Origin of the sequence: Bradyrhizobium niftali, from assembly GCF_004571025.1 — a bacterium.
Lineage (GTDB): Bacteria > Pseudomonadota > Alphaproteobacteria > Rhizobiales > Xanthobacteraceae > Bradyrhizobium > Bradyrhizobium niftali.
Window position 1 is genome coordinate 228,004 of sequence record NZ_SPQT01000002.1, and the last position, 21,372, is coordinate 249,375.

A 21,372-nucleotide genomic window follows, 5' to 3' on the forward strand; every position below is an offset into this window, starting at 1 on the left:
GCTTGCGTATCGCATCTCAAAACATATCTTACGATATATCTAATAGAGGAGACGTAAGATATGTTTCGAGACAAGAACCACGGCAGGCACGGCCGGGATGATCATGAGTTGCGCTTCGCCTTCGCCATGGGCCGGCACGGCGGCGGGCGGCGCTTCGGCCGCGGTGGGCACGGTTTCTTCGGGCGCGGCGGCGACGATTTTCCGGGGGCGCGACGACTCTCGTCGCAGGACCTTCAGCTCGTGATCCTGGCGCTGCTGGCCGAAAAGCCGGCGCATGGCTATGAGCTGATCAAGATCGTCGAGGAGCGCTCCGACGGGTTCTACACGCCGAGCCCCGGCGTGATCTATCCGGCGCTGACCTATCTCGAAGAGGTCGGCCACGCCGGCGTCGAACAGGATGGCGGCCGCAAGCTCTACAGCATCACGCCGCAGGGCGAGGCGTATCTCGCCGAGCAGCGTGCGACCGCGGACGCGATCCTGCAGGCGCTGTCGCGGATCGGGCGCCGCATGGACGAGGTGCGCGAGGCCTTCGCCGGCGTCAGCGATCTCGACGGCGGTGCCTCGGACGAGCTGCACCGGGCTCGCCACAATCTCAAGCGCGCGCTGCGCAGCATGCAAGGCAGCGATTCTGCTGAAGCACGCCGCATCGCCGCGATCCTTGACCGCGCTGCCGCGGAAATCCTCGGCAAGTGACGGACCCGCAAGACGGCTTCGTCGCGATGACGCTGCCGCTCAAGGGCGGCACCGAGCTCAGCCTGAAGCTGGCGTGACGGCGTCGCGGGCGCGATAGGCGTCGGGGACAACGAACACCTCGTCGGCGCGGCCATAGCCGCCGTCGCCGACTTCCTCGATCAGCACCATCGTGTGCGGCCGCACCGCTTCGCCGAAATAGTCGACGAACAGGGCGGTGAGGCGATGCACGATCTCCGCCTTCTGGGCGCGCGACAGCGCGGCTTGCGGAATCTTGACGTTGGCGAAAGGCATGATGGGTCGCTCCGTGTGATGCGATCGTCCCGTGCGTCAGACCACGCCGCCATTGGCGCGGATGACCTGGCCGTTGATCCAGCCGCTGTCGCGAGCGGTGAGGAAGGCGACGATTGCAGCGATGTCGTCGGGCTGGCCGAGGCGGCCGAACGGGTTCATGGCGGCAATGGCGCGCACCTGCTGCTCGCTCTTGCCCTCGAGGAAGAGCCGGGTCTCGACCGGCCCGGGCGCCACCGCGTTGACGGCGATGCGCCGGCTGCCGAGCTCCTTGGCGAGGATATGCGTCATGGCCTCGACCGCCGCCTTGGTCGCGGCGTAGACGCCGTAGCCGGGTTGGTAGAGACCGACCACGCTGGAGGAAAAGCTGACGATGCGGCCGCCGTCGCGCAGCCGCCGCGCCGCCTCGCGCAAGGACCGGAACACGCTTCCGAGATTGATCGCTGTCTGCCGCGCGAACGCTTCATCGGTCACCTCGGCGAGCGGTCCGAGCTCCATGACGCCGGCATTGTTGACGAGGATGTCAACGCCGCCGAAGGCATGCTCGGCCGCATCGAACAGCCGCGAAGGGGTTGCCGGATCGGCGAGGTCGGCCTGCACGGCGATGGCGTGTCCGCCGGCGGCCTCGATCTCGGCGACGAGCGCGTCGGCAGCCGCGCGGCCGCTGGCATAGTTGATCGCGACCGCAATTCCGTCATGTGCCAGCCGGCGGGCGATCGCTGCGCCGATGCCGCGGGAGCCGCCGGTCACGACGGCTGCGCGCTGATGTTGGTGGGTCATGGCAGGTCTCCTCGTTGTCTTCGGCCGGAGATTTAGCTGATCGCCGTGGCCGGATAATCGCCCGAGACTTGCCATCACTTGTCGGTTGTGGTGAACAATCGGCCATGGACCGATTTGACGCCATGCGTCTGTTCGTTCGCCTCGTCGAGCGGCAGAGTTTTACGGCCGCGGCCGCCGATCTCGGCATTCCCCGCTCCACGGCGAGCGAGGTCTTGCGCGGCCTCGAGGCGCGTCTCGGTGCGCGCCTGCTCGAACGGACGACGCGGCACGTTACGCCGACGCTCGACGGCGAGGATTATTACCGCCGCTGCGTCGCGATCCTGGCCGAGGTCGAGGAGGCGGAAACCGCGATGCGCGATGCGCGGCCGCGCGGCCTGCTCCGCATCGACGCCCATCCCTTGCTGACCCGGACCTTCATCCTGCCGCACCTGCCGGCATTCCTGGCGCGCTATCCGCAACTCGAATTGCAGATCGGGCAGGGCGACCGCCTGGTCGATCTCGTGCGCGAAGGCATCGATTGCGTGATCCGGTCGGGCGAGCCGGAGGATAGCGGGATGATCCTGCGCCGCCTCGGCACGATCGCGGAAATCACGGTGGCGAGCCCCGCCTATCTCGCCAGCCACGGCATGCCCGCGACGCCGGATGCGCTCGACGGCCATCAGATGGTCGCCTTCGTCTCCTCGCGCACCGGCGATGTGCTGCCGCTGGAATTTTCCGTCGCCGGCGCGCTGCGTCACGTCGTGCTGCCGAGCCGGGTTCGCGTCAACAATTCCGACACCATGGCCGATCTCGCGCGGCTCGGCTTCGGCCTCGCCCAGGCCCCTCGCTATCGCTTCGCAGATGATCTCGCCAGCGGCGCGCTGGTCGAGGTGCTCGCCGACCATCCGCCGTCGCCGACACCGCTCTCCGCGCTGTACCTGCAAAACCGCCAGCCCGCGCTGCGTCTGCGTGTCTTCCTCGACTGGATATCGGGCATTTTTGCCGAGGCGAAGCTGTGATGTAACTCGTCGCCCGGATGGAGCGAAGCGCAATCCGGGGTCTCTGCATCCGCGTAGATGGAATCCCGGATTACGCTTCGCTCCATCCGGGCTACAAGAGCTTGCGTTTCCCGACGGGCAAAACACACAAAAAACAGGTCAATCCGCTCAAGCAAAAATATTCCACTTTACCGAAATTCGGCTTTGGCGTAGTCATGCGCCACCTCATCCCGGTCAGAGGGGCGTATCGCGATCGTCACGACATGCGGGGTGAGCGGCGGTGGACGCTAGTCACATCGGCGCGATAGGCATCGCAGGGCGGGCAACCGTGAGCGAAACCCATTGCGCACACGACCGGTGTGATCAGCGTACGGCAAAACCGTGTCGTCCTGGCGCCCGGGGTCTGTGCGCCAAGTCTTGCGGTGATGTGGCGGCCCGACCGGGCACGCGCATCAGCGATCGGCAAGGCGACGGGGGCAATAGTGCATCGCTCCCCGGGGAGAACTCGGCATAAGCCGTCAAACCACTGCGCAGGGAAGGCCGTGTGTTGAGCTTCACCTGTATGCCGCTGTGCAGATTTTTGTTGCCACCTTTCGCACAGTGGACCGTGGGTGCCCGGCCGGCACCCGGTCTTCCCTGCGCCCTCTGACATCGGAGGGTGTCGCGACGAAGCAAAGCTCGGGCGAGATGAGCCGCGAGGATGCGAAGGTGTGTCTGCGCGTTCAGATGCGAGTTGAGCAAGCGCGACGCTGGCCCTTGCTCCGTCATTGCCTCGCTTCGCTCGCAATGACGATGTAAGTCGAGCTGCGCGCCACATTCTCAAGTGTCATCGCCCGACTTGGTCGGGCGATCCAGTATCCAGAGACAGCAGTGAGCTGACCGAGAGGCCGCGGCGTACTGGATGCCCCGGTCAAGCCGGGGCATGACAGCGGAGTATTGAAGACGCACTGCACATCACAGACCACGCCGCATTGTGAGTTGTGCCTGCGCCGCAGACCGCTACCATGCGCGCGCCCGGAACACGGGACCAGAACAGCGAGCGGAGGCGACATGAGCGGGCAGGAACGCAAGGTGAAGGGATCGGACCTGTTTGTTGCGGCGCTGGAGAATGAAGGCGTCGACCGCATTTTCGGTGTTCCCGGCGAGGAAAATCTCGATCTCGTGGAATCGCTCCGCACCTCCAAGATCGAGCTGATCCTGACCCGCCACGAGCAGGCGGCCGCCTTCATGGCCGCCACCCATGGCCGGCTGACCGGCAAGCCCGGCGTCTGTCTCTCGACGCTCGGCCCCGGGGCACTCAATCTGTCCACGGGGGCGGCCTATGCGCATCTCGGCGCGATGCCGATGATCCTGATCACCGGTCAGAAGCCGATCATGAGCAGCCGGCAGGCGCGTTTCCAGATCGTGGACGTGGTCGCGACCATGAAGCCGCTGACAAAGCTGTCGCGGCAGATCATCAGCGCCTCCAGCATCCCGACCGTGGTGCGCGATGCCTTTCGCGTGGCGATGGAGGAGCGGCCGGGGCCGGTGCATCTCGAACTGCCCGAGGACATCGCGGGCGACGAAGTGCCCGCCGTTCCCGTGATCCCGGTCCATCCGATTGAAATTCCGGTCGCCCACCGCGCCGCGCTCGATCGAGCGGCCGAGATGATTCTTGCGGCAAGGCATCCGCTGGTGATGATGGGCGCTGCGACCAGCCGGCCACGATCGACCCACGGTATCGCGAGCTTCGTGCGGCGAACCGGCATTCCCTTTTTCACCACGCAGATGGGGAAGGGCACCGTGCCCGGCGGCACCAATCTCTATATGGGCACCGCGGCGCTGTCCGAGCGCGACTATGTCCATGACGCGATCGACGCCGCCGATCTGATCGTGGCGATCGGTCACGACCCGATCGAGAAGCCGCCCTTCATCATGGGGCCGTCGGGCCCGAAGGTGATTCACGTCAGCTACACGTCGGCCAGCGTCGAGCAGGTCTATTTCCCGGATGCCGAGGTCGTCGGCGATGTCGGCCCGAGCCTGGAGCTGCTGGCGGACCGCCTCGAAGGCAGGCTGCCGCAGGCGACGGCGCTCCTGCCATTGCGCGAAAAGATCCTCGCGCATATCGCCGACCGCGCCACCGAGGCGGGCTGGCCGCCGACGCCGCAGCGGATCGTGCACGACATTCGCCAGGTGATCCCGGAGAACGGCATCGTCGCGCTCGACAACGGCATGTACAAGATCTGGTTCGCGCGCAACTACCGCACCCGCGTCGCCAACACGCTGCTGCTGGACAACGCGCTGGCGACGATGGGCGCCGGCCTGCCGTCGGCGATGATGGCGGCGATGCTCTTTCCCGACCGCCGCGTGCTCGCGGTCGCCGGCGACGGCGGCTTCATGATGAACAGCCAGGAGATGGAAACCGCCGTCCGCCTCAAGCTCAACCTGGTCGTGCTGGTGCTGGAGGACAACGCCTACGGCATGATCCGCTGGAAGCAGGCCGTCGATCATTTCGCCGATTTCGGCATGACCTTTGGCAATCCCGATTTCGTCCTCTACGCGAAGGCCTACGGCGCCAAGGGCCATCGTATCGCGAGCATCGACAGCTTCGGCCCGACGCTGGATGCCGCGTTCAGGGAAGGCGGCGTGCACCTGGTCTCGATCCCGATCGACTATTCGGAGAACGTGCGGGTGCTGGTGGACGAACTGCGGGCTCGCGAGAAGTCGAAGGCGTGATGTGATGGGACGTAGCGATTTCCACGTCGTCATTGCGAGCGCAGCGAAGCAATCCAGGGTCTTACCGCGGCGGCAGTCTGGATTGCTTCGCTGCGCTCGCAATGACGGAGTGTGTAGCGAGGGCTTGGCCCGAATAGGTCTACCGTACTTGTGTCGCCATCGCTGATCGCCGACACTCTCAACCATCCAACCAACCACAGGAATATGAAATGACTCGCGTTCGTTGTGTCACCGAGATGGGCATGGGCGTCGACGTCCACGGCAGGGACGCCACCAAGGCGGCGAAGCGGGCGGTGTCGGATGCTATCAGGCATTCGAGCCTCGGTTTCTTCCGGATGATCGGCAAGACCGCGAACGACATGTTCGTCGATGTCACGATCGGGGTGCCCAATCCTGAGGCGGTGGACAAGGAAGCCGTTGCGAAGGAGCTGCCCTACGGCACCGTGACCGTGACTGCGGTCAAGGGCGGGCTGGAGATTCCCTCGGCTACGGAAGTGGCCAACGACCCCATCCTCATCGCCAATGCGGCCGTCATCGTCAGCTTCGACAAGGATTAGGCCGGTGTCCGACAGCGATGAGGCGCTGCTGGATCGCCCGATCTGGAGCGCGCTGACAACGAGCCAGAAGCATCTGGCGCAGGGCGGCCCGCGAGCGCTGCGCTATCCCGTGGACATGACGCCGTTTGCCGACATGGCCGACATGTCCCCGGCAAGCTTTGCTGCGCTCCGTGATCTCCTGTCGGGCTCGCAGGTTGCCGCGCTGTTCACGCCGGAGCCGGTCGAAATGCCCGCGGGCTTCAAGGTCGTGCTCGCCGAGACCGGCGAGCAGATGATCGGCTCGCCTGCCGACAGTCCGCTCCGCGATGCCGAGATCGTCACATTGGGCGCCGGCGACGTCCCCGCCATGATGGCGCTGACGGAGCTGACCAAGCCCGGGCCATTCGCGCTGCGCACCCACGAGCTCGGCACGTTCCTCGGCATCCGCTCCGGCGGCGAACTGGTCGCGATGACGGGCGAGCGGATGAAGCCGGGAAAGTTCGTCGAGATGACGGCCGTCTGCGTGCATCCGGAATACCGTGGGCGTGGCTACGCGCAGGCGCTGCTCGCGGCGGTCGCGCGCCGGATCGAGGCGCGCGGCGAAATTCCGTTCCTGCACGTGTTTTCCGGCAACGCGTCCGCGATCGCGCTGTACCAGCGACAGGGCATGCGGATTCGGCGGCGCCTGTACGTCACTGCGTTCATGAAGGAGGGATAGGCTCCCTCAGGTGCCGCCCTTCATTTCCTTCGAATTCACGCTATATCCGTCCGAACCACAATTGGGGGAAACACATGGACGCCAGGACAACCGATTTTTCCGCCGTACGGACGGCGATGCAGCGCTACGTCGATCAGGAGATCATCCCCGGCGTGTCCTGGGCGGTGCTGCGCGGCGGCGAGGTCGTCGACCAGCAATGCGTCGGCTTCGCTGATCGCGAGGCCAACACCGCGCTGCGGCCCGACCACATCTTCCGCGCGTTTTCGAATACCAAGATCTTCATCACGTGCTCGATCATGCTTCTGGTGGAAGAGGGCCGCATCGGGCTTGACGACGTTGTCGAAAAATTCCTGCCGCAGCTCGGTAACCGCAAGGTGCTGAAGCAGGGCGCGTCGAGTCTTGCCGATGTCGAGCCGGCGAAGGGGTCGGTCACGATCCGCCAGCTCCTGACCCACACCTCCGGCCTCAGCTATGGCATCTTCGATCCCGGCACGGTGCTGTTCAGGGGTTACAACGAGGCGCGCGTGCTCAATCCGCTGACGCCGCTGACCGACATGATCGACCAGCTCGCCGATCTGCCGCTGTCCTATCATCCCGGCAACGGCTGGGAATATTCAGTGGCGACCGACGTGCTTGGCCGCGTCGTCGAGGTCGTCTCCGGAAAATCCCTCGATGCCTTCCTCAAGGCGCGCATTTTCGATCCGCTCGGCATGACCGACACCGGATTTTACGTGCCCGAAGCGCAGCAGGGCAGGCTGGTCGCGCTCTACACCGGCGCTGACGTGCTCGACCCGATGAAGCCCGGCCTGACGCGGGCCGACAATCTGCCTTATCCGCAAGCCTATCGCCGTCCGTTCCCGCGGCTCTCGGGCGGCGGCGGTCTGATCTCGACGCTGCCGGACATGCTCGCGCTGGTGCGCGCATTGGTGCCCGGGTCGGATACGCTGCTGAAGCCGGAGACGCTGCGGCAGATGATGACGAACCAGCTGCCCGCAGGGCAGACCATCCGTTTCGCCAATCTCGGGCCGATACCCGGCAAGGGGTTCGGCCTCGGCGGCGCCGTCACCTTCGCGCCGACGCCCGTCGATCCCCCGAATTCCACCGGCGAATTCCAGTGGGGCGGGCTTGCCGGCACCCATTGGTGGATCTGCCCGCGGGCCAATACCGCGGGCGTCCTGATGGCCCAGCGCCACATGGGTTTCTGGAATCCGTTCTTTTTCGACTTCAAGCGCCTGGCCTACCAGGCGGTCGGAGGCTGATCGCAAAAAAATTGCAAGCCTTCGCGAATCCTTTTCGCCCGTCGCGTCCTCCTTGTCGTCGAGGCATTCCGCCTCGGCTCGTGTCGGAGGATGTGTTGGGATTTTACAGGAAGAATATCGGTGGCCTGCATCAGGCGGTGCGGGTGGTGCTCGGACTTGCGGTCGCGATTGCCGGGTTCGCGTATCTGTCCGGGCTTGCGGCGTGGCTGGTCGCGCTCGGCGGCGCAGCCATCGCGCTGACCGGCCTCGTCGGCTACTGCCCGATGTGCGCGATGGCCGGGATCGGACGAGGAGGCGTGTCGTGAGTGCGGCTGCGTTCCCGCCCAACCTGTTCGAGGCAGCGCGGCTCGGCGATCCCGAAGCGATCGCGTCGCTGCTCGCGACGGCGCAGCCGGATATCCGCCGCTACGCGCGCGCGACCTGCCGCAGCTCGGCGGATGCCGAGGACGCGGCGCAGGAGGCGCTCTGGATCCTGTTCCGCCATGTCGGCACGATCCGCTCGCTGCTGGCGCTGTCCGCCTGGCTGTTCAGCGTGGTCCGCCGCGAATGCCTGCGGCTCGCGCGCAAGGCCGGCCTAATGCCGGCCATCGATGCGAGCGACGCGGAGGCCGCAATGCTGTCGCGGCCCGAGGCCGATCTGCGGCTCGACGTGGCCGCGGCCTTCGAGGCGCTGCCGCTGCAGTATCGCGACGTCGCGCTGATGCGCGACGTCAAGGAAATGACCATCGACGAAATCGCCGTCGCACTCGGCGCGTCCAGACAGACCGTCAAGGCACGCCTGCATCGCGCCCGCGCATTGATGCGCGAATACCTGACGAGGTGAGACATGACCGATTATCAAACCCCCGATGACCTGAAATCTGTCCCGGCCTTCGTCGCGCTCGCGCCGGTCGAAGCCAACGCCTTCCTCGCCTTCAATCATGCCGTCGAGCGCAAGGACGGCTTGATCCCGCCGAAATATCGCGAGCTGATCTCGCTCGCGGTCGCGCTCACCACGCAATGCGCCTATTGCCTCGACGTGCATACGGCACAGGCGGCGAAGGCCGGCGCGACGCGCGAGGAGGTCGCGGAAGCTGCGTTGATCGCAGCCGCGGTCCGCGCCGGCGGCACGCTCGGCCATGCGCTGTTGGCCCAGCGCCTGTTCGAGCGGCATCGAGGTGAAACCACGGGATGAACGCGCATCGGAGGCTCGGTCGTACGCGTGAATAACTATCTCGGCCTCGACGGATTTCGCTACGGCTGGGTCGCGGCCTGGATCGACGAGCACGGCGATCACGGCTTCGACTATTCGCCGGGGCTGACGCGCTTGCTCGCGGTGCCGCATGCGCGCGCGATGATCGACATGCCGATTGGATTGAATCCCAGCGGTTATCGAACGTGCGACTTGCGCGCCCGCGAACTGGTTGGCCCCGCCGTGTTTCTCGGCGCGCGCCGGGACCTCTGGAGATTTCCCGACATGGCAGCAGCCAATCGTCACTACTGGGAGCACGAAGGCAAGGGCAGGGGCGTGTCGGCGCAGCTCTGGAACATCAGGGACAAGATCAGGGAGGTCGACGAGATCATGACGCCGGCGCGGCAAGCCACGATCGGCGAAGCGCATCCGGAGTTGATTTTCTGGAATCTCGCCGGCCACGTGCGGCCCGAGAGCAAGGCGTCAGCGCGAGGCCGCGAACAACGCATCGCGCTGCTTGAGCAACGCGGCTTCACACGCTTGCGAAAGTGGCTGACGCAGCGTCACGGCACCGGTATCGGCCGCGACGATCTCATCGACGCGTGCGCCTGCGCGGTCGCGGCGCGCGACAGCACGGAGTCGGTCGGCGACGGCGAGATCGATCCGCGCGGATTGCGAATGGAGATCAACTATTGAGGCGACCGGCCGCCAAGGCGAATTCGGGAAAAAGCGGCAATTTATTTGACAGATATAGGAACTGCGGGTGGTTGGCCCGCGTTCCCCGTGCGAAGAGACTACAGAGATGCTCGTGCGATGAATGATACCAGTCAATTCGCGACCGCGCTGCTCGCGCTCGTTTTCATCGGAGCCCTGCTCGTCACCGGGCAGCTCTTCGTCAAGCAACGTGCGCAGCGCGACATCGCGTATGCGACAAGTCACTTGCTGCCGCGGCTGTGATCCAACTTCTGTGCGAAAAGATCATGTGGTCTCTGCATCGGCCTTGTGCCGTTCGTCCGCTCGCCTAGATTAGGCGACAATCTCACGAACGATGCCGGGGTCCCGATGTCCGATCTCTCCACCTTTCCCATCACCAAGCGCTGGCCGGCCGAGCATCCGGAGTTGCTTCAGCTCTATTCGTTGCCGACGCCGAACGGCGTCAAGGTGTCGATCATGCTGGAGGAGATCGGGCTGCCCTACGAAGTCCATCTCGTCGACTTCAACAAGGACGACCAGAAGACATCGGAGTTTCTGTCACTCAATCCGAACGGCAAGATTCCCGCGATCCTCGATCCCAACGGTCCCGGCGGCAGGCCGCTGCCGCTGTTCGAGTCCGGGGCGATCCTGCAATACCTCGCGGAGAAGACAGGCAAGCTGCTGCCGCAGGATGCCGCGCGCCGCTACCAGGCCATCCAGTGGGTGCATTTCCAGATGGGCGGCATCGGGCCGATATTCGGCCAGGTCGGTTTCTTTCATAAATTCGCCGGCAAGGATTTCGAGGACAAGCGGCCGCTCGAGCGGTACGTGGGCGAGTCCAAGCGTCTGCTCGGCGTGATGGAGACGCATCTGGCGGGCCGGCAATGGTTCATGGATGACGACTACACCATCGCCGACATCTCCATGCTCGGCTGGGTGCGCAACCTCATCGGTTTCTACGGCGCCGGTGACCTCGTCGAATTCACCCGGTTCAAATCGGTTGCCGCGTGGCTCGAACGCGGCCTGGCGCGTCCCGCCGTGCAGCGCGGGTTGAACATCCCGAAGCGCCCGTGAAACTAGCTGAGCGCCTTGTGGGTCATGTAGAGCGCCATCAGCGAGACGAGGGCGATCATGACCCGGCGCAGCACCGATTTGCTGACGCCATTGGCCATGCGTGCGCCGAGATCGGTTCCGACCCAGAGGCCGATAACAATGCCTGTTATGGCCGGCCACCCGACCATGAGTCCCTTGCTCCAGTAGATCCACGCCGCTGGAATGTTGGTCGGGATCACCGAGAAGACGAGGCTGACGAGTTGCGCCTGATGTTGCGGCACGCGCAGGCCCGCGGCGAGGCCGACGGTGATCGCAAGGCCGCCGCCGATGCCCATGAAGCCGGAGGAAAAGCCGGCCAGCGTGCCGATGAGGAACAGCGGAAGCCACGGCAATTCGGCGGGATCGCCGGGCGCGCCAGCACCGTCCTTGCGGTCACGGCGCAGCAGCAGGGCCGCGATCAAGAGAGCGAGGTAGACGACGTAGGTCCATTGCAGGACTGCGTCGGATACGGCGGCCGCGGCATAGCCGCCGCCCGCGCCACCGACGAGAAATCCGATGCCGATCCAGACGATCCATTGCAGCGGACTGCGATTGCCGCTCTGCCAGTAGCGGCGCACGCCGGCGAGGCCGGTGGGCGGGACCTGCGTGATCAGCGAGGTACCCTGGGCGACGTGCTGCTCCGCGCCGAGCAGCAGAACGGAAAAGATCACGAGGCCGCCACCCGGGCTCGTGCCCATGAAGCCCGATGTCACGCCGCCGACGAGGCCGACGCCGATTCCTGCGAGCAGTTCGACAATCCAGGACATCGCTCAAGCCCGGGTTCGTCGCTTGACGTCCGGCTTCATCGTGCGGAAGCCGTCGATCACGGCATCGACTGTCGCCATGCAGGCATCGACGGCAAAGTCCTCGCCCCAGCATTTTTGCAGCACAAAGCCCTGGAAGATCGCGATCAGCACGCGCGCGATGGCGTCGGCGCCGAGGTCGGGCTTGACGAGGCCGTCGTGCTGGGCGCGCTCGACCAGCGCCACGATCAGGGCACGCGGCATTTCGATGCCCTCGACGACGCTGGTGCGGACGCGGCGGTTGCGCAGCGCTTCGGCCCAGCCATGGATGCCGACGCGCCGCCGCGCTTCGCCGGCGGGATCGGTGAGCCATTGCGCGTAAACGCGGACCAGGGCGTGAAGGCCTTCGATCGGATCGCCCGATCCCTGCGCGACCGAGTTGAGCACGGCTTCACGGCGATGCCGGTCGTCAGCGAGCGCCTCGATCAGGTCGTCCTTGCTCTGGAAGTAGAGATAGACCGCGCCATGGCTCAGCCCCGACCGCTTCACGATGTCGGCCATGCCGGTCTGGTGAAAACCGTTCTCGGCGAAGCAGGCGAGGGCGGCCTCGAGGATCTGCTGCCGCCGGCCTTCACGCTGCTTGTCGCTGATCTTGGGCATCGGGGCGTCCGTAAATAACTGACTGGTCGATCGTTTTAGTGATTCGTCGGGAACGGCGTGGATATTGGCCAACAGAAATAAAAAACGATCGATCAGTCATTTTTAAATGAACAAAGGGCCTTGGTCAAGTCCGGATGGCCCCGGGCCCGGGAGCAGCAGGAGTAGACGGCTGGCGAGCCGAAGCGACGGGTTGGCTCGCGATGATGTGCCGCTAGAACAGCCGTCCGCCGTTCGGCACGGGCTTGCCCGGCTGCACCAGCACGACCTTGCCGTCGGCATCGGGGAAACCGAGCGTCAGCACTTCCGATACGACCGGCCCGATCTGGCGCGGCGGAAAATTGACGACGGCCGCGACCTGTTGTCCCACCAGCGATTCCAGCGGATGGTTCTCGGTGATCTGCGCCGAGCTCTTGCGCACGCCGATCGCCGGACCGAAGTCGATCCACAGCCGCCAGGCCGGCTTGCGTGCCTCCGGAAACGGCTTGGCATCGACGATGGTGCCGACGCGGATATCGACCGCGAGGAAGCTGTTGAAGTCGATGGTCGGCGACGGGGCCGCGGCGGGATCGTGAGTGACGTGCATGATGTGTCCGTTGACAGAGTTCGAAAGCATCGCTCGCAATATTGTCGCGCGAACCGGAGTTTCGTACAACGCCGCAGCCGAAGCATCACGCATGCGCGAGGAACATCTTGCCCAACATCATCTACGGCATCAAGAACTGCGACACCATGAAGAAGGCCCGCGCCTGGCTCGACACCCATGGCGTTGCCTATGAGTTTCACGACTACAAGGCGGCCGGCGTCGAGAAGGACAAGCTCAAGCAGTGGAGCGACAAGCTCGGCTGGGAGACGCTGCTCAATCGCGCCGGCACGACCTTCAAGAAGTTGCCCGACGCCGACAAGGAAGGCCTCACCGAGAAGAAGGCACTGGCATTGATGCTAGCGCAACCATCGATGATCAAGCGTCCGGTGCTGGAAGTCGGCGGCAAGCTGCTGGTCGGGTTCAAGCCGGACATCTACGCCAAGGACGTCAGGACGAAGTAGGTTGGCGCCAAAACGCGCTGAAGGCTAGTTCAGCTCGATGGTCTCGGTGGCGTCGGCGGGACCGGACCGGTCCGCGAACTCGACGACGTCGGCGGCCGCGATACGGCCGGGGGCGCGATGAAAGAGATCGCGATCGATCACGGCGCGCAATTTCTGGCGCGGCAGCGCGTCATTTCCGCGCATCAGATTCTTGATCTCGAAGCCGCCGTCCTCGCAGAAGGTCTTGAGCGAGGCGATGATGTGACAGACCTTGCCGTCGGTTAGGAACGGCAGCAGCAGTCGCTCGTAGGCGACGATGCGCCCGTAGATGTCGTCGACATCGGCAACGCTGTAGACCGGAAGCCCGCGCGCGACGCATTCGTAATAGATGGGCATCACGGAGGGCACGAGCCGCGGCCCGATATATTCATCCAGCGGCACGCCCTTGCCGGTATGTCCGTAGGCGCGCGAAATCCGCGTGCCTTCGCTCTGGATGACGAGACGCGGCACCGGAGCCGAGGTGTCCACCGTGTAATAGATGAGATCGGACAGCTCTTCCTCGAGCCGCGCAGGCTGGTACTCCCAGATCGCCGGCGCGATCCGCTGGCGCGCATAGAGGCGCAGCCACGTGTTCAGGAGATCACGCTGCCTGATCGACTTGACGACGGAGGGCGCGGCGCTTGCGAAATCCAAAACAATATTCCCGGCAGATCGAAACCCGCGCATCATCCATGCTGCGGGAAAATATTCTATGAAGGCTGGCGCGCCGGACGAAAGACCGTTAACGACGGCTTGATGACCGGTGCTTTCGTGAACCGGAAGGCCGGGCAGGCGTGACATCAAAACATCTCCGACTAAGGGAGCATTTGTATCCCAGCCGGAGACCTGATCTGCTCAGCTTTCCGCCTTGCCTAACCCCCGTCACCTCCGGCATATTCCGCGCCCGGAGGCGGCGTTCCGGGATGGCTCCAAGGCCTCCTGAAAGCCGAAGCAACAACGACAGCCACGCGGGTCGCGCGGGCAGGGGGAAATCTGTTTGGCCGATGAGTTCATTCTCGAGACGGAAGGCTTGACCAAGGAGTTCGCGGGCTTCTTCGCTGTCCGCGACGTTGCGCTCAAGGTCCGCCGTGGGAGCATTCACGCGTTGATCGGCCCGAACGGCGCCGGCAAGACGACGTGCTTCAATCTTCTGACCAAGTTCCTCAAGCCGTCCGCCGGGAAGATCCTGTACAAGGGCCAGGACATCACTGCGATGGCGCCGGCCGACGTGGCCCGCATGGGATTGGTGCGATCGTTCCAGATCTCGGCGGTGTTTCCGCACATGACTGCCCTGGAAAACGTTCGCGTCGCGCTTCAGCGCCAGCACGGCAGTTTGTTCGATTTCTGGCGCTCCAAGTCCGTGCTCAACCGCTTCAACGATCGTGCACGTGATCTGTTGAACGATGTCGGCCTCAGCGAGTTTGCCAATACGCCTGCGGTCGAGATGCCCTACGGGCGCAAGCGCGCACTCGAGATTGCAACCACGCTCGCACTCGACCCCGAGATGATGCTGCTGGACGAGCCGATGGCCGGCATGGGCCACGAGGACATCGACAAGATCGCGGCGCTGATCAAGCGCATCTCCGCGAAATACACCATCCTGATGGTCGAGCATAATTTGAGCGTCGTGGCCAATCTCTCCGACATCATCACCGTGCTGACGCGCGGGCAGGTGCTTGCGCAGGGCCATTACAGCGAGCTCACCAAGGACGAGCGCGTCAAGGAAGCCTACCTGGGAGCCGGTCATGCCTGACACTGCGGTCGCCGAGGCTCCGGCAAAGGCTGCGAGCGGCGGAAACATCCTCCAGGTCCGTAACCTCGAGGCCTGGTACGGCGAGTCCCACATCCTGCATGGGATCAATTTCGACGTGAACGCGGGCGAGGTCGTCACCCTGCTCGGGCGCAACGGCGCCGGCAAGACGACCACGCTGAAGTCGATCATGGGCATCATCGGCAGGCGTACCGGCTCGGTGAAGTTCAACAACCAGGAGATCATCCGCGCGACCTCCGACAAGATCGCGCGCATGGGCATCGCGTTCTGCCCGGAAGAGCGGGGGATCTTCGCCAGCCTCGACGTGCGGGAGAATTTGCTATTGCCGCCGGTGGTCCGCGAAGGCGGACTGCCGCTCGAGCAGATCTTCGACCTGTTTCCGAACCTGAAGGAGCGGCTCAACAGCCAGGGCACCAAGCTGTCCGGCGGCGAGCAGCAGATGCTGGCGATCGCGCGGATCCTGCGCACCGGGGCGAGCTTCCTGATGCTGGACGAGCCGACCGAGGGCCTTGCGCCCGTCATCATCCAGCAGATCGGCCACACCATTGCGCGGCTCAAGAAGGAGGGTTTCACGATCCTCCTCGTCGAGCAGAACTTCCGCTTCGCATCCACCGTGGCCGACCGCTATTACGTGGTCGAGCACGGCAAGATCATTGACGGATTTTCCAACGCGGAGCTTGCCGCCAACATGGACAAGCTCCACACCTATCTCGGCGTTTAAGCATGGTCCGGACCCGGAGGGCCGCGTTAGCGCAAAGTGTGAAGCGGTTTTCCGAAACGATCATGCTTAAACAACAGAACCGCCAACGAGAAAATTCAAAAAGGAAAGTTGCATGAAGACCAGGTCGATTGCGTCATTGCTCCTGACCACCGCGCTCACCTTCGCCGCAGCCGGCGTCGCCTCCGCGCAGGACAAGACCGTCAAGATCGGCGCTCTGTCCGATCAATCCGGCCTCTACGCCGACCTCGGCGGCCCCGGCTCGACGCTCGCCGCGCAGATGGCCGTTGAAGATTCCGGCTTAGCTGCGAAGGGCTGGAAGATCGACATCGTCTCGGGCGATCACCAGAACAAGCCCGACATCGGCACCGCGATCGCGCGGCAGTGGTTCGACGTCGACAAGGTCGACGTCATCGTCGACGTGCCGAATTCCGGTGTGGCGCTCGCCGTCAACAACGTCATCAAGGAAAAGAACGGCGTCTACATCAACTCTGGTGCGGCAACCTCCGACCTCACCAACGCACAGTGCTCGCCCAACACCGTGCACTGGACCTACGACACCTACATGCTGGCCCACACCACGGGCCAGGCGCTGGTGAAGGCCGGTGGCGACAGCTGGTTCTTCCTGACCGCGGACTACGCCTTCGGCGCGGCGCTCGAGCGCGACACCACGGCCGTGGTCACCGCCAATGGCGGCAAGGTGGTCGGGGGCGTGAAGCATCCGCTGAACACGCCGGACTTCTCGTCCTTCCTGCTCCAGGCGCAGGCCTCCAAGGCCAAGATCATCGGCCTTGCCAATGCCGGCGGCGACACCACCAACTCGATCAAGCAGGCGGCCGAGTTCGGCATCGTCAAGGGCGGCCAGAAGCTCGCCGCGCTCTTGCTGTTCCTCACTGACGTCAAGGCGATCGGTCTCGAGACCGCGCAGGGCCTCAACTTCACCGAGACGTTCTACTGGGACATGAACGACCAAACCCGCGCGTTCTCGAAGCGCTTTGCCGGGAAAATGAAGAACAACGCGCCGCCCACCATGGTGCAGGCCGGCGTCTATGCGGGCGTGCGTCACTATCTCAAGGCGCTGGACGCACTCGGCGGCAATCCTCATGACGGCGTCAAGGTCGTCGAGAAGATGAAGTCGATGCCGACGGAGGACGATCTGTTCGGCAAGGGCGAGATCCAGCCGAACGGCCGCACCATCCACAGCGCCTATCTGTTCGAGGTGAAGAAGCCCTCGGAGTCCAAGGGACCGTGGGACTTCTACAAGCTGGTCGGTTCGGTGCCGGGCGATCAGGCCTTCACACCGCTCTCCGAAAGCAAGTGCGCGCTGTTGAAGAAGTGAGATAACGGCCCGCAGGCCTCGAGGCCTGCGGGCGACTTTCAGGGGAAGGCCGAAGGGACCGGGTGCGGGATCGATGCAGGCTCTTTACGCTCAGCTACTGGTGGGACTGATCAACGGCTCGTTCTACGCGCTGCTCAGTCTCGGGCTTGCCGTGATCTTCGGCATGCTCAACATCATCAATTTCGCCCACGGCGCGCTCTACATGATGGGCGCTTTCGTCGCCTATTTCCTGCTGAACCTCGGCGGCATCAACTACTGGTGGGCGTTGCTGCTGGCGCCGATCATCGTCGGCATCTTCGGCATGATCCTGGAGCGGACCATGCTGCAATGGCTGACCGGGCTCGACCATCTCTACGGCCTGCTGCTGACCTTCGGCATCGCGCTGATCGTGCAGGGCGTGTTCCAGAACTATTTCGGCTCCTCCGGCCTGCCTTACGCCATTCCGGACCAGCTCAAGGGCGGCATGAATCTCGGCTTCATGTTCCTGCCCATCTATCGCGGCTGGGTCGTCGTCTTCTCGCTGGTCGTGTGCCTGGCGACCTGGTTCCTGATCGAGAAGACGCGGCTCGGCGCCTACCTGCGCGCCGCCACCGAAAATCCGACGCTGGTCCGCGCCTTCGGCATCAACGTGCCGCGCATGATCACGCTGACTTACGGTCTCGGCGTCGGCCTTGCCGCACTCGCGGGCGTGCTCTCGGCGCCGATCAACCAGGTCCGGCCGCTGATGGGCGCCGACCTCATCATCGTCGTGTTCGCCGTGGTGGTGATCGGCGGCATGGGATCGATCATGGGCTCGATCATCACCGGTTTCGCGCTCGGCGTGATCGAGGGCCTGACCAAATATTTCTACCCCGAGGCCTCCAACACCGTCGTGTTCGTGCTGATGGTGCTGGTGCTCTTGGTGAAGCCAACGGGATTGACGGGAAGGGCGGCCTGATATGACAGCCTTGACGGACGATACGCTGCCGGTGACCTCGCGCGGGATGCGTGACGAGATGATCGTGTTTGTGGTGATGGCGCTGCTGCTGGCGTCGGTGCCGTTCACGGGGGTCTATCCGTTCTTCGTGATGCAGGCGCTGTGCTTCGCGTTGCTCGCCTGCGCCTTCAACCTTCTGATCGGCTATGGCGGCCTGTTGTCGTTCGGCCACGCGATGTTCCTGGGGACGGCGGGCTATTGCAGCGCGCATGCGCTGAAGGTGTGGGCGTTGCCGCCGGAGCTCGGCATCCTCGTCGGTATCGCCGCGGCTTTCGTGCTCTCGATCATCACCGGCTACATCTCGATCCGCCGCCAGGGCATCTATTTCTCGATGATCACGCTGGCGCTGTCGCAGCTGCTGTACTTCATCTACCTCCAGGCGCCGTTCACCCATGGTGAGGACGGCATCCAGGGCATTCCGCAGGGGCGCATGTTCGGCGTCCTCGATCTCACCAAGCCGACGGTCCTGTACTATGTCGTGCTGGTCGGCTTCCTCGCCGGCTTCCTGTTGATCTTCCGCATCATCAACTCGCCGTTCGGCGAGGTGCTGAAGTCGATCCGCGAGAACGAGCAGCGCGCGATCTCGCTCGGCTACCGGACCGACCAGTACAAGTTCCTGGCCTTTGTCCTGTCGGGCACGCTGGCCGGCTTCGCCGGATCGCTGAAGGTGTTCGTGGCGCAGAATGCCTCGCTCACCGACGTGCACTGGTCAATGTCGGGCGAAGTCGTGCTGATGACGCTGGTCGGGGGGCTCGGCACCATCTTCGGACCGGTGGTCGGTGCGTTCGTGATCATCGCCATGCAGCAATATCTGGCGAGCTTCGGCCAGTGGGTGACGGTGATCCAGGGCTCGATCTTCGTGATCTGCGTGCTCACCTTCCGCCGCGGCGTCATCGGCGAAATCGCGCATTACTTCCGACGTTCGCTCTAAGTAATTGATTTAACGTCAGTTTGCTGGTTGAGTGAAAGCGGTGGATGATCCCGGTTCCGCGGGCGTGAGGTAGTGCGCGCGCGGATTGAAAATGGTCTATGACAGTTTCGTGACGGCCCTTCCGGGCCGGGCCATTTCCAACCGGTAGTCTATCCCCATGATGCGATGGTTTCGCGCTTTCCTGCCCAAGGAAGAACGGTTCTTCGACCTGTTCGACCGCCATGCCCAGACCGTGATCCAGGGCTCGATCGCGCTCCAGGGCATGCTCAACGGGGGCGAAGAGACGCCGGTCTATTGCCAGCGCGTCAACCAGTTCGAGAACGATGCCGACAACATCACCCGTGAGGTGCTGACGGCGGTGCGCCGCACCTTCATCACGCCGTTCGACCGCGGCGACATCAAGAACCTCATCACCTCGATGGACGACGCCATCGACCAGATGCAGCAGACCGCTAAGGCCGTGATGCTGTTCGAGGTCCGCGCCTTCGAGCCGCCAATGCGCGAGATCGGCGCGCTGCTGATCGAATGCGCCAATCTGGTCGGCCGTGCGCTGCCCCTGATGCAGCAGATCGGCAAGAACGTCGCCATGCTGACAGCGATCACCGAAGAGCTGACCAAGCTCGAGGGCCGGGTCGACGATCTCCACGACATCGGGATGAAGGAGCTGTTCCTCAAGCATCGCGACGGCAACGCGATGGATTTCATCGTCGGCGTCGAGATCTACGACCATCTCGAAAAGGTCGCCGATCGCTTCGACGACGTCGCGAACGAGATCAACAGCATCGTCATTGAGCAAGTTTAGGGCAGGGGCCTCGCCGTGGATGCTGCGTTGGGTCTTCCCGTCCTGGTCGGACTGATCGCCGTCGCGCTGCTGTTCGACTTCCTGAACGGCCTGCACGACGCCGCCAATTCGATCGCGACCATCGTCTCGACCCGCGTGCTGCGGCCGCAATTCGCGGTGGTCTGGGCCGCGTTCTTCAATTTCGTCGCCTTCATGGTGTTCGGGCTGCACGTCGCCCAGACCATCGGCACCGGCATCATCGATCCCTCGATCGTCGATGCCCAGGTGATCTTCGCGGCCCTCGTCGGCGCCATCGTCTGGAACCTCGTGACCTGGGCGCTCGGCATTCCGTCCTCGTCGTCCCACGCGCTCATCGGCGGCCTGATCGGCGGCGGCATGGCCAAAGCGGGGATTTCGGCGGCGGTCTGGAGCGGATTGACCAAGACCGTGCTCGCCATCGTGCTGTCGCCGCTGGTCGGCTTCCTGCTGGCGATGATGCTGGTTGCGATCGTGTCCTGGGCCTCGGTGCGCTCGACGCCGTTCGCGGTCGACCGCGCTTTCCGCATCCTGCAATTCGCCTCCGCCTCGCTCTATTCGCTCGGCCATGGCGGCAATGACGCGCAGAAGACCATGGGCATCATCGCCGTGCTGCTCTATTCGCAGGGCCATCTTGGCAGCGAATTCTCGGTGCCGTTCTGGGTGGTGCTGTCCTGCCAGGCGGCGATGGCGCTGGGCACGCTGATGGGCGGCTGGCGCATCGTCCGCACCATGGGCCTGCGCATCACCAAGCTGACCCCGATGCAGGGCTTTTGTGCCGAAACCGGCGGCGCCGTGACCCTGTTCATGGCGACCTTCCTCGGGGTTCCCGTCTCGACCACCCACACCATCACCGGCGCGATCGTGGGCGTTGGCGCGGCCCGCCGGGTCTCCGCGGTGCGCTGGAACGTCGCCAGCTCGATCGTCTATGCCTGGGTGATCACGATCCCGGCCTCCGCGATCGTGGCGGCGCTGACCTGGTGGGCGGTCAAGATCTTCGTCAGGTGACGAATTTCAGCCCGGCGATGCCGGCGACGATCAGCCCGATGCTGGCAAGCCGGAACGCCGTGGCCGGCTCGCCGAACAGGATGATGCCAAGTGTCGCGGTGCCGACCGCGCCGATGCCGGTCCACACCGCATAGGCGGTTCCGACGGGCAGCGATTTGAGGGCGAGTCCGAGCAGGATGACGCTGCCGGCCATCGCCGCGAGCGTGATGACGGATGGAACAAGCCTGGTAAAACCCTCAGTATATTTCAGGCCGATCGCCCAGGTGATCTCGAGCAGACCGGCGACGAACAGGACGCTCCAGGCCATGACGACCCTCCATGCAAGGCAGGGTCGTCCCCGCGGCTGATATGCTGATGAAAAGGAAGGCCGTCCTCCCCAGGGGCGATATGGGGCTGGCCGAAGGGCTCCGCAATCACCAAATGAG

The 21,372-nt window shown here is 64.3% G+C and carries 27 protein-coding genes; 20 read left to right on the top strand and 7 right to left on the bottom strand.

Features of this window, described 5'->3' with window-relative positions:
* Positions 1–60: 60 nt before the first annotated feature.
* Positions 61–693, top strand: a complete 633-nt coding sequence (locus E4K65_RS06190; protein WP_135173404.1) for a PadR family transcriptional regulator — start codon at positions 61–63, stop codon at positions 691–693.
* A 57-nt stretch (positions 694–750) separates the two neighbouring features.
* On the opposite strand, the gene E4K65_RS06200 is transcribed toward E4K65_RS06190, so the two are convergent.
* Together E4K65_RS06200 and E4K65_RS06205 are read right to left on the bottom strand one after the other, a co-directional pair.
* The gene (locus E4K65_RS06200; RefSeq protein ID WP_135173405.1) at positions 751–984 is read right to left on the bottom strand and encodes a tautomerase family protein; all 234 of its coding nucleotides are present in this window, start codon (positions 982–984) and stop codon (positions 751–753) included.
* Between the two features lie 36 nt (positions 985–1,020).
* Entirely contained in the window at positions 1,021–1,761 is a 741-nt protein-coding gene (locus E4K65_RS06205; protein WP_167770570.1) for an SDR family oxidoreductase, read from the bottom strand.
* A 104-nt stretch (positions 1,762–1,865) separates the two neighbouring features.
* On the opposite strand from E4K65_RS06205, the gene E4K65_RS06210 reads away from it, so the two are divergent.
* The 11 genes from E4K65_RS06210 to E4K65_RS06260 all read left to right on the top strand — a co-directional run bounded on the left by E4K65_RS06210 (position 1,866) and on the right by E4K65_RS06260 (position 10,904).
* Positions 1,866–2,759, top strand: coding sequence for a LysR family transcriptional regulator (locus E4K65_RS06210; RefSeq protein ID WP_135173407.1), 894 nt, complete (start codon positions 1,866–1,868; stop codon positions 2,757–2,759).
* A gap of 1,029 nt (positions 2,760–3,788) precedes the next feature.
* Entirely contained in the window at positions 3,789–5,453 is a 1,665-nt protein-coding gene (locus E4K65_RS06220) for an acetolactate synthase large subunit (RefSeq protein ID WP_135173408.1), read from the top strand.
* Between the two features lie 209 nt (positions 5,454–5,662).
* Positions 5,663–6,010 carry a Lin0512 family protein gene (locus E4K65_RS06225; RefSeq protein ID WP_018646107.1) on the top strand — a complete coding sequence of 116 codons (348 nt, stop codon included), beginning with the start codon at positions 5,663–5,665 and terminating at the stop codon, positions 6,008–6,010.
* 4 nt (positions 6,011–6,014) lie between these two features.
* Positions 6,015–6,707, top strand: coding sequence for a GNAT family N-acetyltransferase (locus E4K65_RS06230; RefSeq protein WP_167770571.1), 693 nt, complete (start codon positions 6,015–6,017; stop codon positions 6,705–6,707).
* A gap of 74 nt (positions 6,708–6,781) precedes the next feature.
* Positions 6,782–7,966 (top strand): serine hydrolase domain-containing protein, encoded by a 1,185-nt coding sequence (locus E4K65_RS06235; protein WP_135173410.1) that lies wholly within the window; start codon positions 6,782–6,784, stop codon positions 7,964–7,966.
* A 95-nt stretch (positions 7,967–8,061) separates the two neighbouring features.
* Entirely contained in the window at positions 8,062–8,271 is a 210-nt protein-coding gene (locus E4K65_RS06240; protein ID WP_167770572.1) for a YgaP family membrane protein, read from the top strand.
* Positions 8,268–8,789: an RNA polymerase sigma factor gene (locus tag E4K65_RS06245; protein ID WP_135173412.1), complete on the top strand. Its 522-nt coding sequence runs from the start codon at positions 8,268–8,270 to the stop codon at positions 8,787–8,789. The genes E4K65_RS06240 and E4K65_RS06245 overlap by 4 nt, the downstream gene beginning before the upstream one ends.
* A 3-nt stretch (positions 8,790–8,792) precedes the next feature.
* A complete protein-coding gene (locus E4K65_RS06250; RefSeq protein WP_135173413.1) occupies positions 8,793–9,140 on the top strand; it encodes a carboxymuconolactone decarboxylase family protein in 348 nt (115 codons plus the stop codon).
* A gap of 27 nt (positions 9,141–9,167) precedes the next feature.
* Positions 9,168–9,833, top strand: coding sequence for a DUF429 domain-containing protein (locus tag E4K65_RS06255; protein ID WP_135173414.1), 666 nt, complete (start codon positions 9,168–9,170; stop codon positions 9,831–9,833).
* A 117-nt stretch (positions 9,834–9,950) separates the two neighbouring features.
* On the top strand, positions 9,951–10,094 hold the full coding sequence (locus E4K65_RS46985; protein WP_167770573.1) for a hypothetical protein: 144 nt from the start codon (positions 9,951–9,953) through the stop codon (positions 10,092–10,094).
* 105 nt (positions 10,095–10,199) lie between these two features.
* On the top strand, positions 10,200–10,904 hold the full coding sequence (locus tag E4K65_RS06260) for a glutathione S-transferase family protein (protein WP_167770574.1): 705 nt from the start codon (positions 10,200–10,202) through the stop codon (positions 10,902–10,904).
* A gap of 2 nt (positions 10,905–10,906) precedes the next feature.
* Here E4K65_RS06260 and E4K65_RS06265 read toward each other — a convergent pair whose 3' ends face one another.
* The 3 genes from E4K65_RS06265 to E4K65_RS06275 form a co-directional block, all read right to left on the bottom strand.
* Positions 10,907–11,689, bottom strand: a complete 783-nt coding sequence (locus tag E4K65_RS06265; RefSeq protein ID WP_135173416.1) for a sulfite exporter TauE/SafE family protein — start codon at positions 11,687–11,689, stop codon at positions 10,907–10,909.
* Positions 11,690–11,692: 3 nt separating this feature from the next.
* Positions 11,693–12,325 carry a TetR/AcrR family transcriptional regulator gene (locus tag E4K65_RS06270; protein ID WP_135173417.1) on the bottom strand — a complete coding sequence of 211 codons (633 nt, stop codon included), beginning with the start codon at positions 12,323–12,325 and terminating at the stop codon, positions 11,693–11,695.
* A gap of 211 nt (positions 12,326–12,536) precedes the next feature.
* Positions 12,537–12,908, bottom strand: coding sequence for a tRNA-binding protein (locus tag E4K65_RS06275; RefSeq protein WP_135173418.1), 372 nt, complete (start codon positions 12,906–12,908; stop codon positions 12,537–12,539).
* A 107-nt stretch (positions 12,909–13,015) separates the two neighbouring features.
* On the opposite strand from E4K65_RS06275, the gene E4K65_RS06280 reads away from it, so the two are divergent.
* Entirely contained in the window at positions 13,016–13,369 is a 354-nt protein-coding gene (locus tag E4K65_RS06280; protein ID WP_135173419.1) for an ArsC family reductase, read from the top strand.
* A 24-nt stretch (positions 13,370–13,393) separates the two neighbouring features.
* Here the strand turns inward: E4K65_RS06280 and E4K65_RS06285 are convergent, their stop codons facing one another.
* Complete coding sequence (locus E4K65_RS06285; RefSeq protein ID WP_167770645.1) at positions 13,394–14,074, bottom strand: PAS domain-containing protein; 681 nt, start codon at positions 14,072–14,074, stop codon at positions 13,394–13,396.
* Positions 14,075–14,384: 310 nt separating this feature from the next.
* Here E4K65_RS06285 and E4K65_RS06290 point away from each other — a divergent pair, with 310 nt between their 5' ends.
* From E4K65_RS06290 to E4K65_RS06320, 7 genes are all read left to right on the top strand, one after another.
* Complete coding sequence (locus tag E4K65_RS06290) at positions 14,385–15,140, top strand: ABC transporter ATP-binding protein (protein WP_135173421.1); 756 nt, start codon at positions 14,385–14,387, stop codon at positions 15,138–15,140.
* Positions 15,133–15,879 carry an ABC transporter ATP-binding protein gene (locus E4K65_RS06295; RefSeq protein WP_135173422.1) on the top strand — a complete coding sequence of 249 codons (747 nt, stop codon included), beginning with the start codon at positions 15,133–15,135 and terminating at the stop codon, positions 15,877–15,879. Before E4K65_RS06290 ends, E4K65_RS06295 begins: the two co-directional genes overlap by 8 nt.
* A gap of 112 nt (positions 15,880–15,991) precedes the next feature.
* Complete coding sequence (locus E4K65_RS06300; RefSeq protein WP_025576599.1) at positions 15,992–17,215, top strand: ABC transporter substrate-binding protein; 1,224 nt, start codon at positions 15,992–15,994, stop codon at positions 17,213–17,215.
* 73 nt (positions 17,216–17,288) lie between these two features.
* Positions 17,289–18,152 carry a branched-chain amino acid ABC transporter permease gene (locus E4K65_RS06305; RefSeq protein ID WP_135173423.1) on the top strand — a complete coding sequence of 288 codons (864 nt, stop codon included), beginning with the start codon at positions 17,289–17,291 and terminating at the stop codon, positions 18,150–18,152.
* A 1-nt stretch (position 18,153) separates the two neighbouring features.
* Entirely contained in the window at positions 18,154–19,122 is a 969-nt protein-coding gene (locus E4K65_RS06310; RefSeq protein ID WP_025576596.1) for a branched-chain amino acid ABC transporter permease, read from the top strand.
* Between the two features lie 157 nt (positions 19,123–19,279).
* Positions 19,280–19,924: a DUF47 domain-containing protein gene (locus E4K65_RS06315; protein WP_025576595.1), complete on the top strand. Its 645-nt coding sequence runs from the start codon at positions 19,280–19,282 to the stop codon at positions 19,922–19,924.
* A gap of 15 nt (positions 19,925–19,939) precedes the next feature.
* Complete coding sequence (locus E4K65_RS06320; RefSeq protein WP_135173424.1) at positions 19,940–20,947, top strand: inorganic phosphate transporter; 1,008 nt, start codon at positions 19,940–19,942, stop codon at positions 20,945–20,947.
* Here E4K65_RS06320 and sugE read toward each other — a convergent pair.
* Positions 20,940–21,254 (bottom strand): quaternary ammonium compound efflux SMR transporter SugE, encoded by a 315-nt coding sequence (sugE, locus tag E4K65_RS06325; protein ID WP_025576593.1) that lies wholly within the window; start codon positions 21,252–21,254, stop codon positions 20,940–20,942. The two genes, E4K65_RS06320 and sugE, sit on opposite strands and share 8 nt — an antisense overlap.
* Positions 21,255–21,372: the final 118 nt, after the last annotated feature.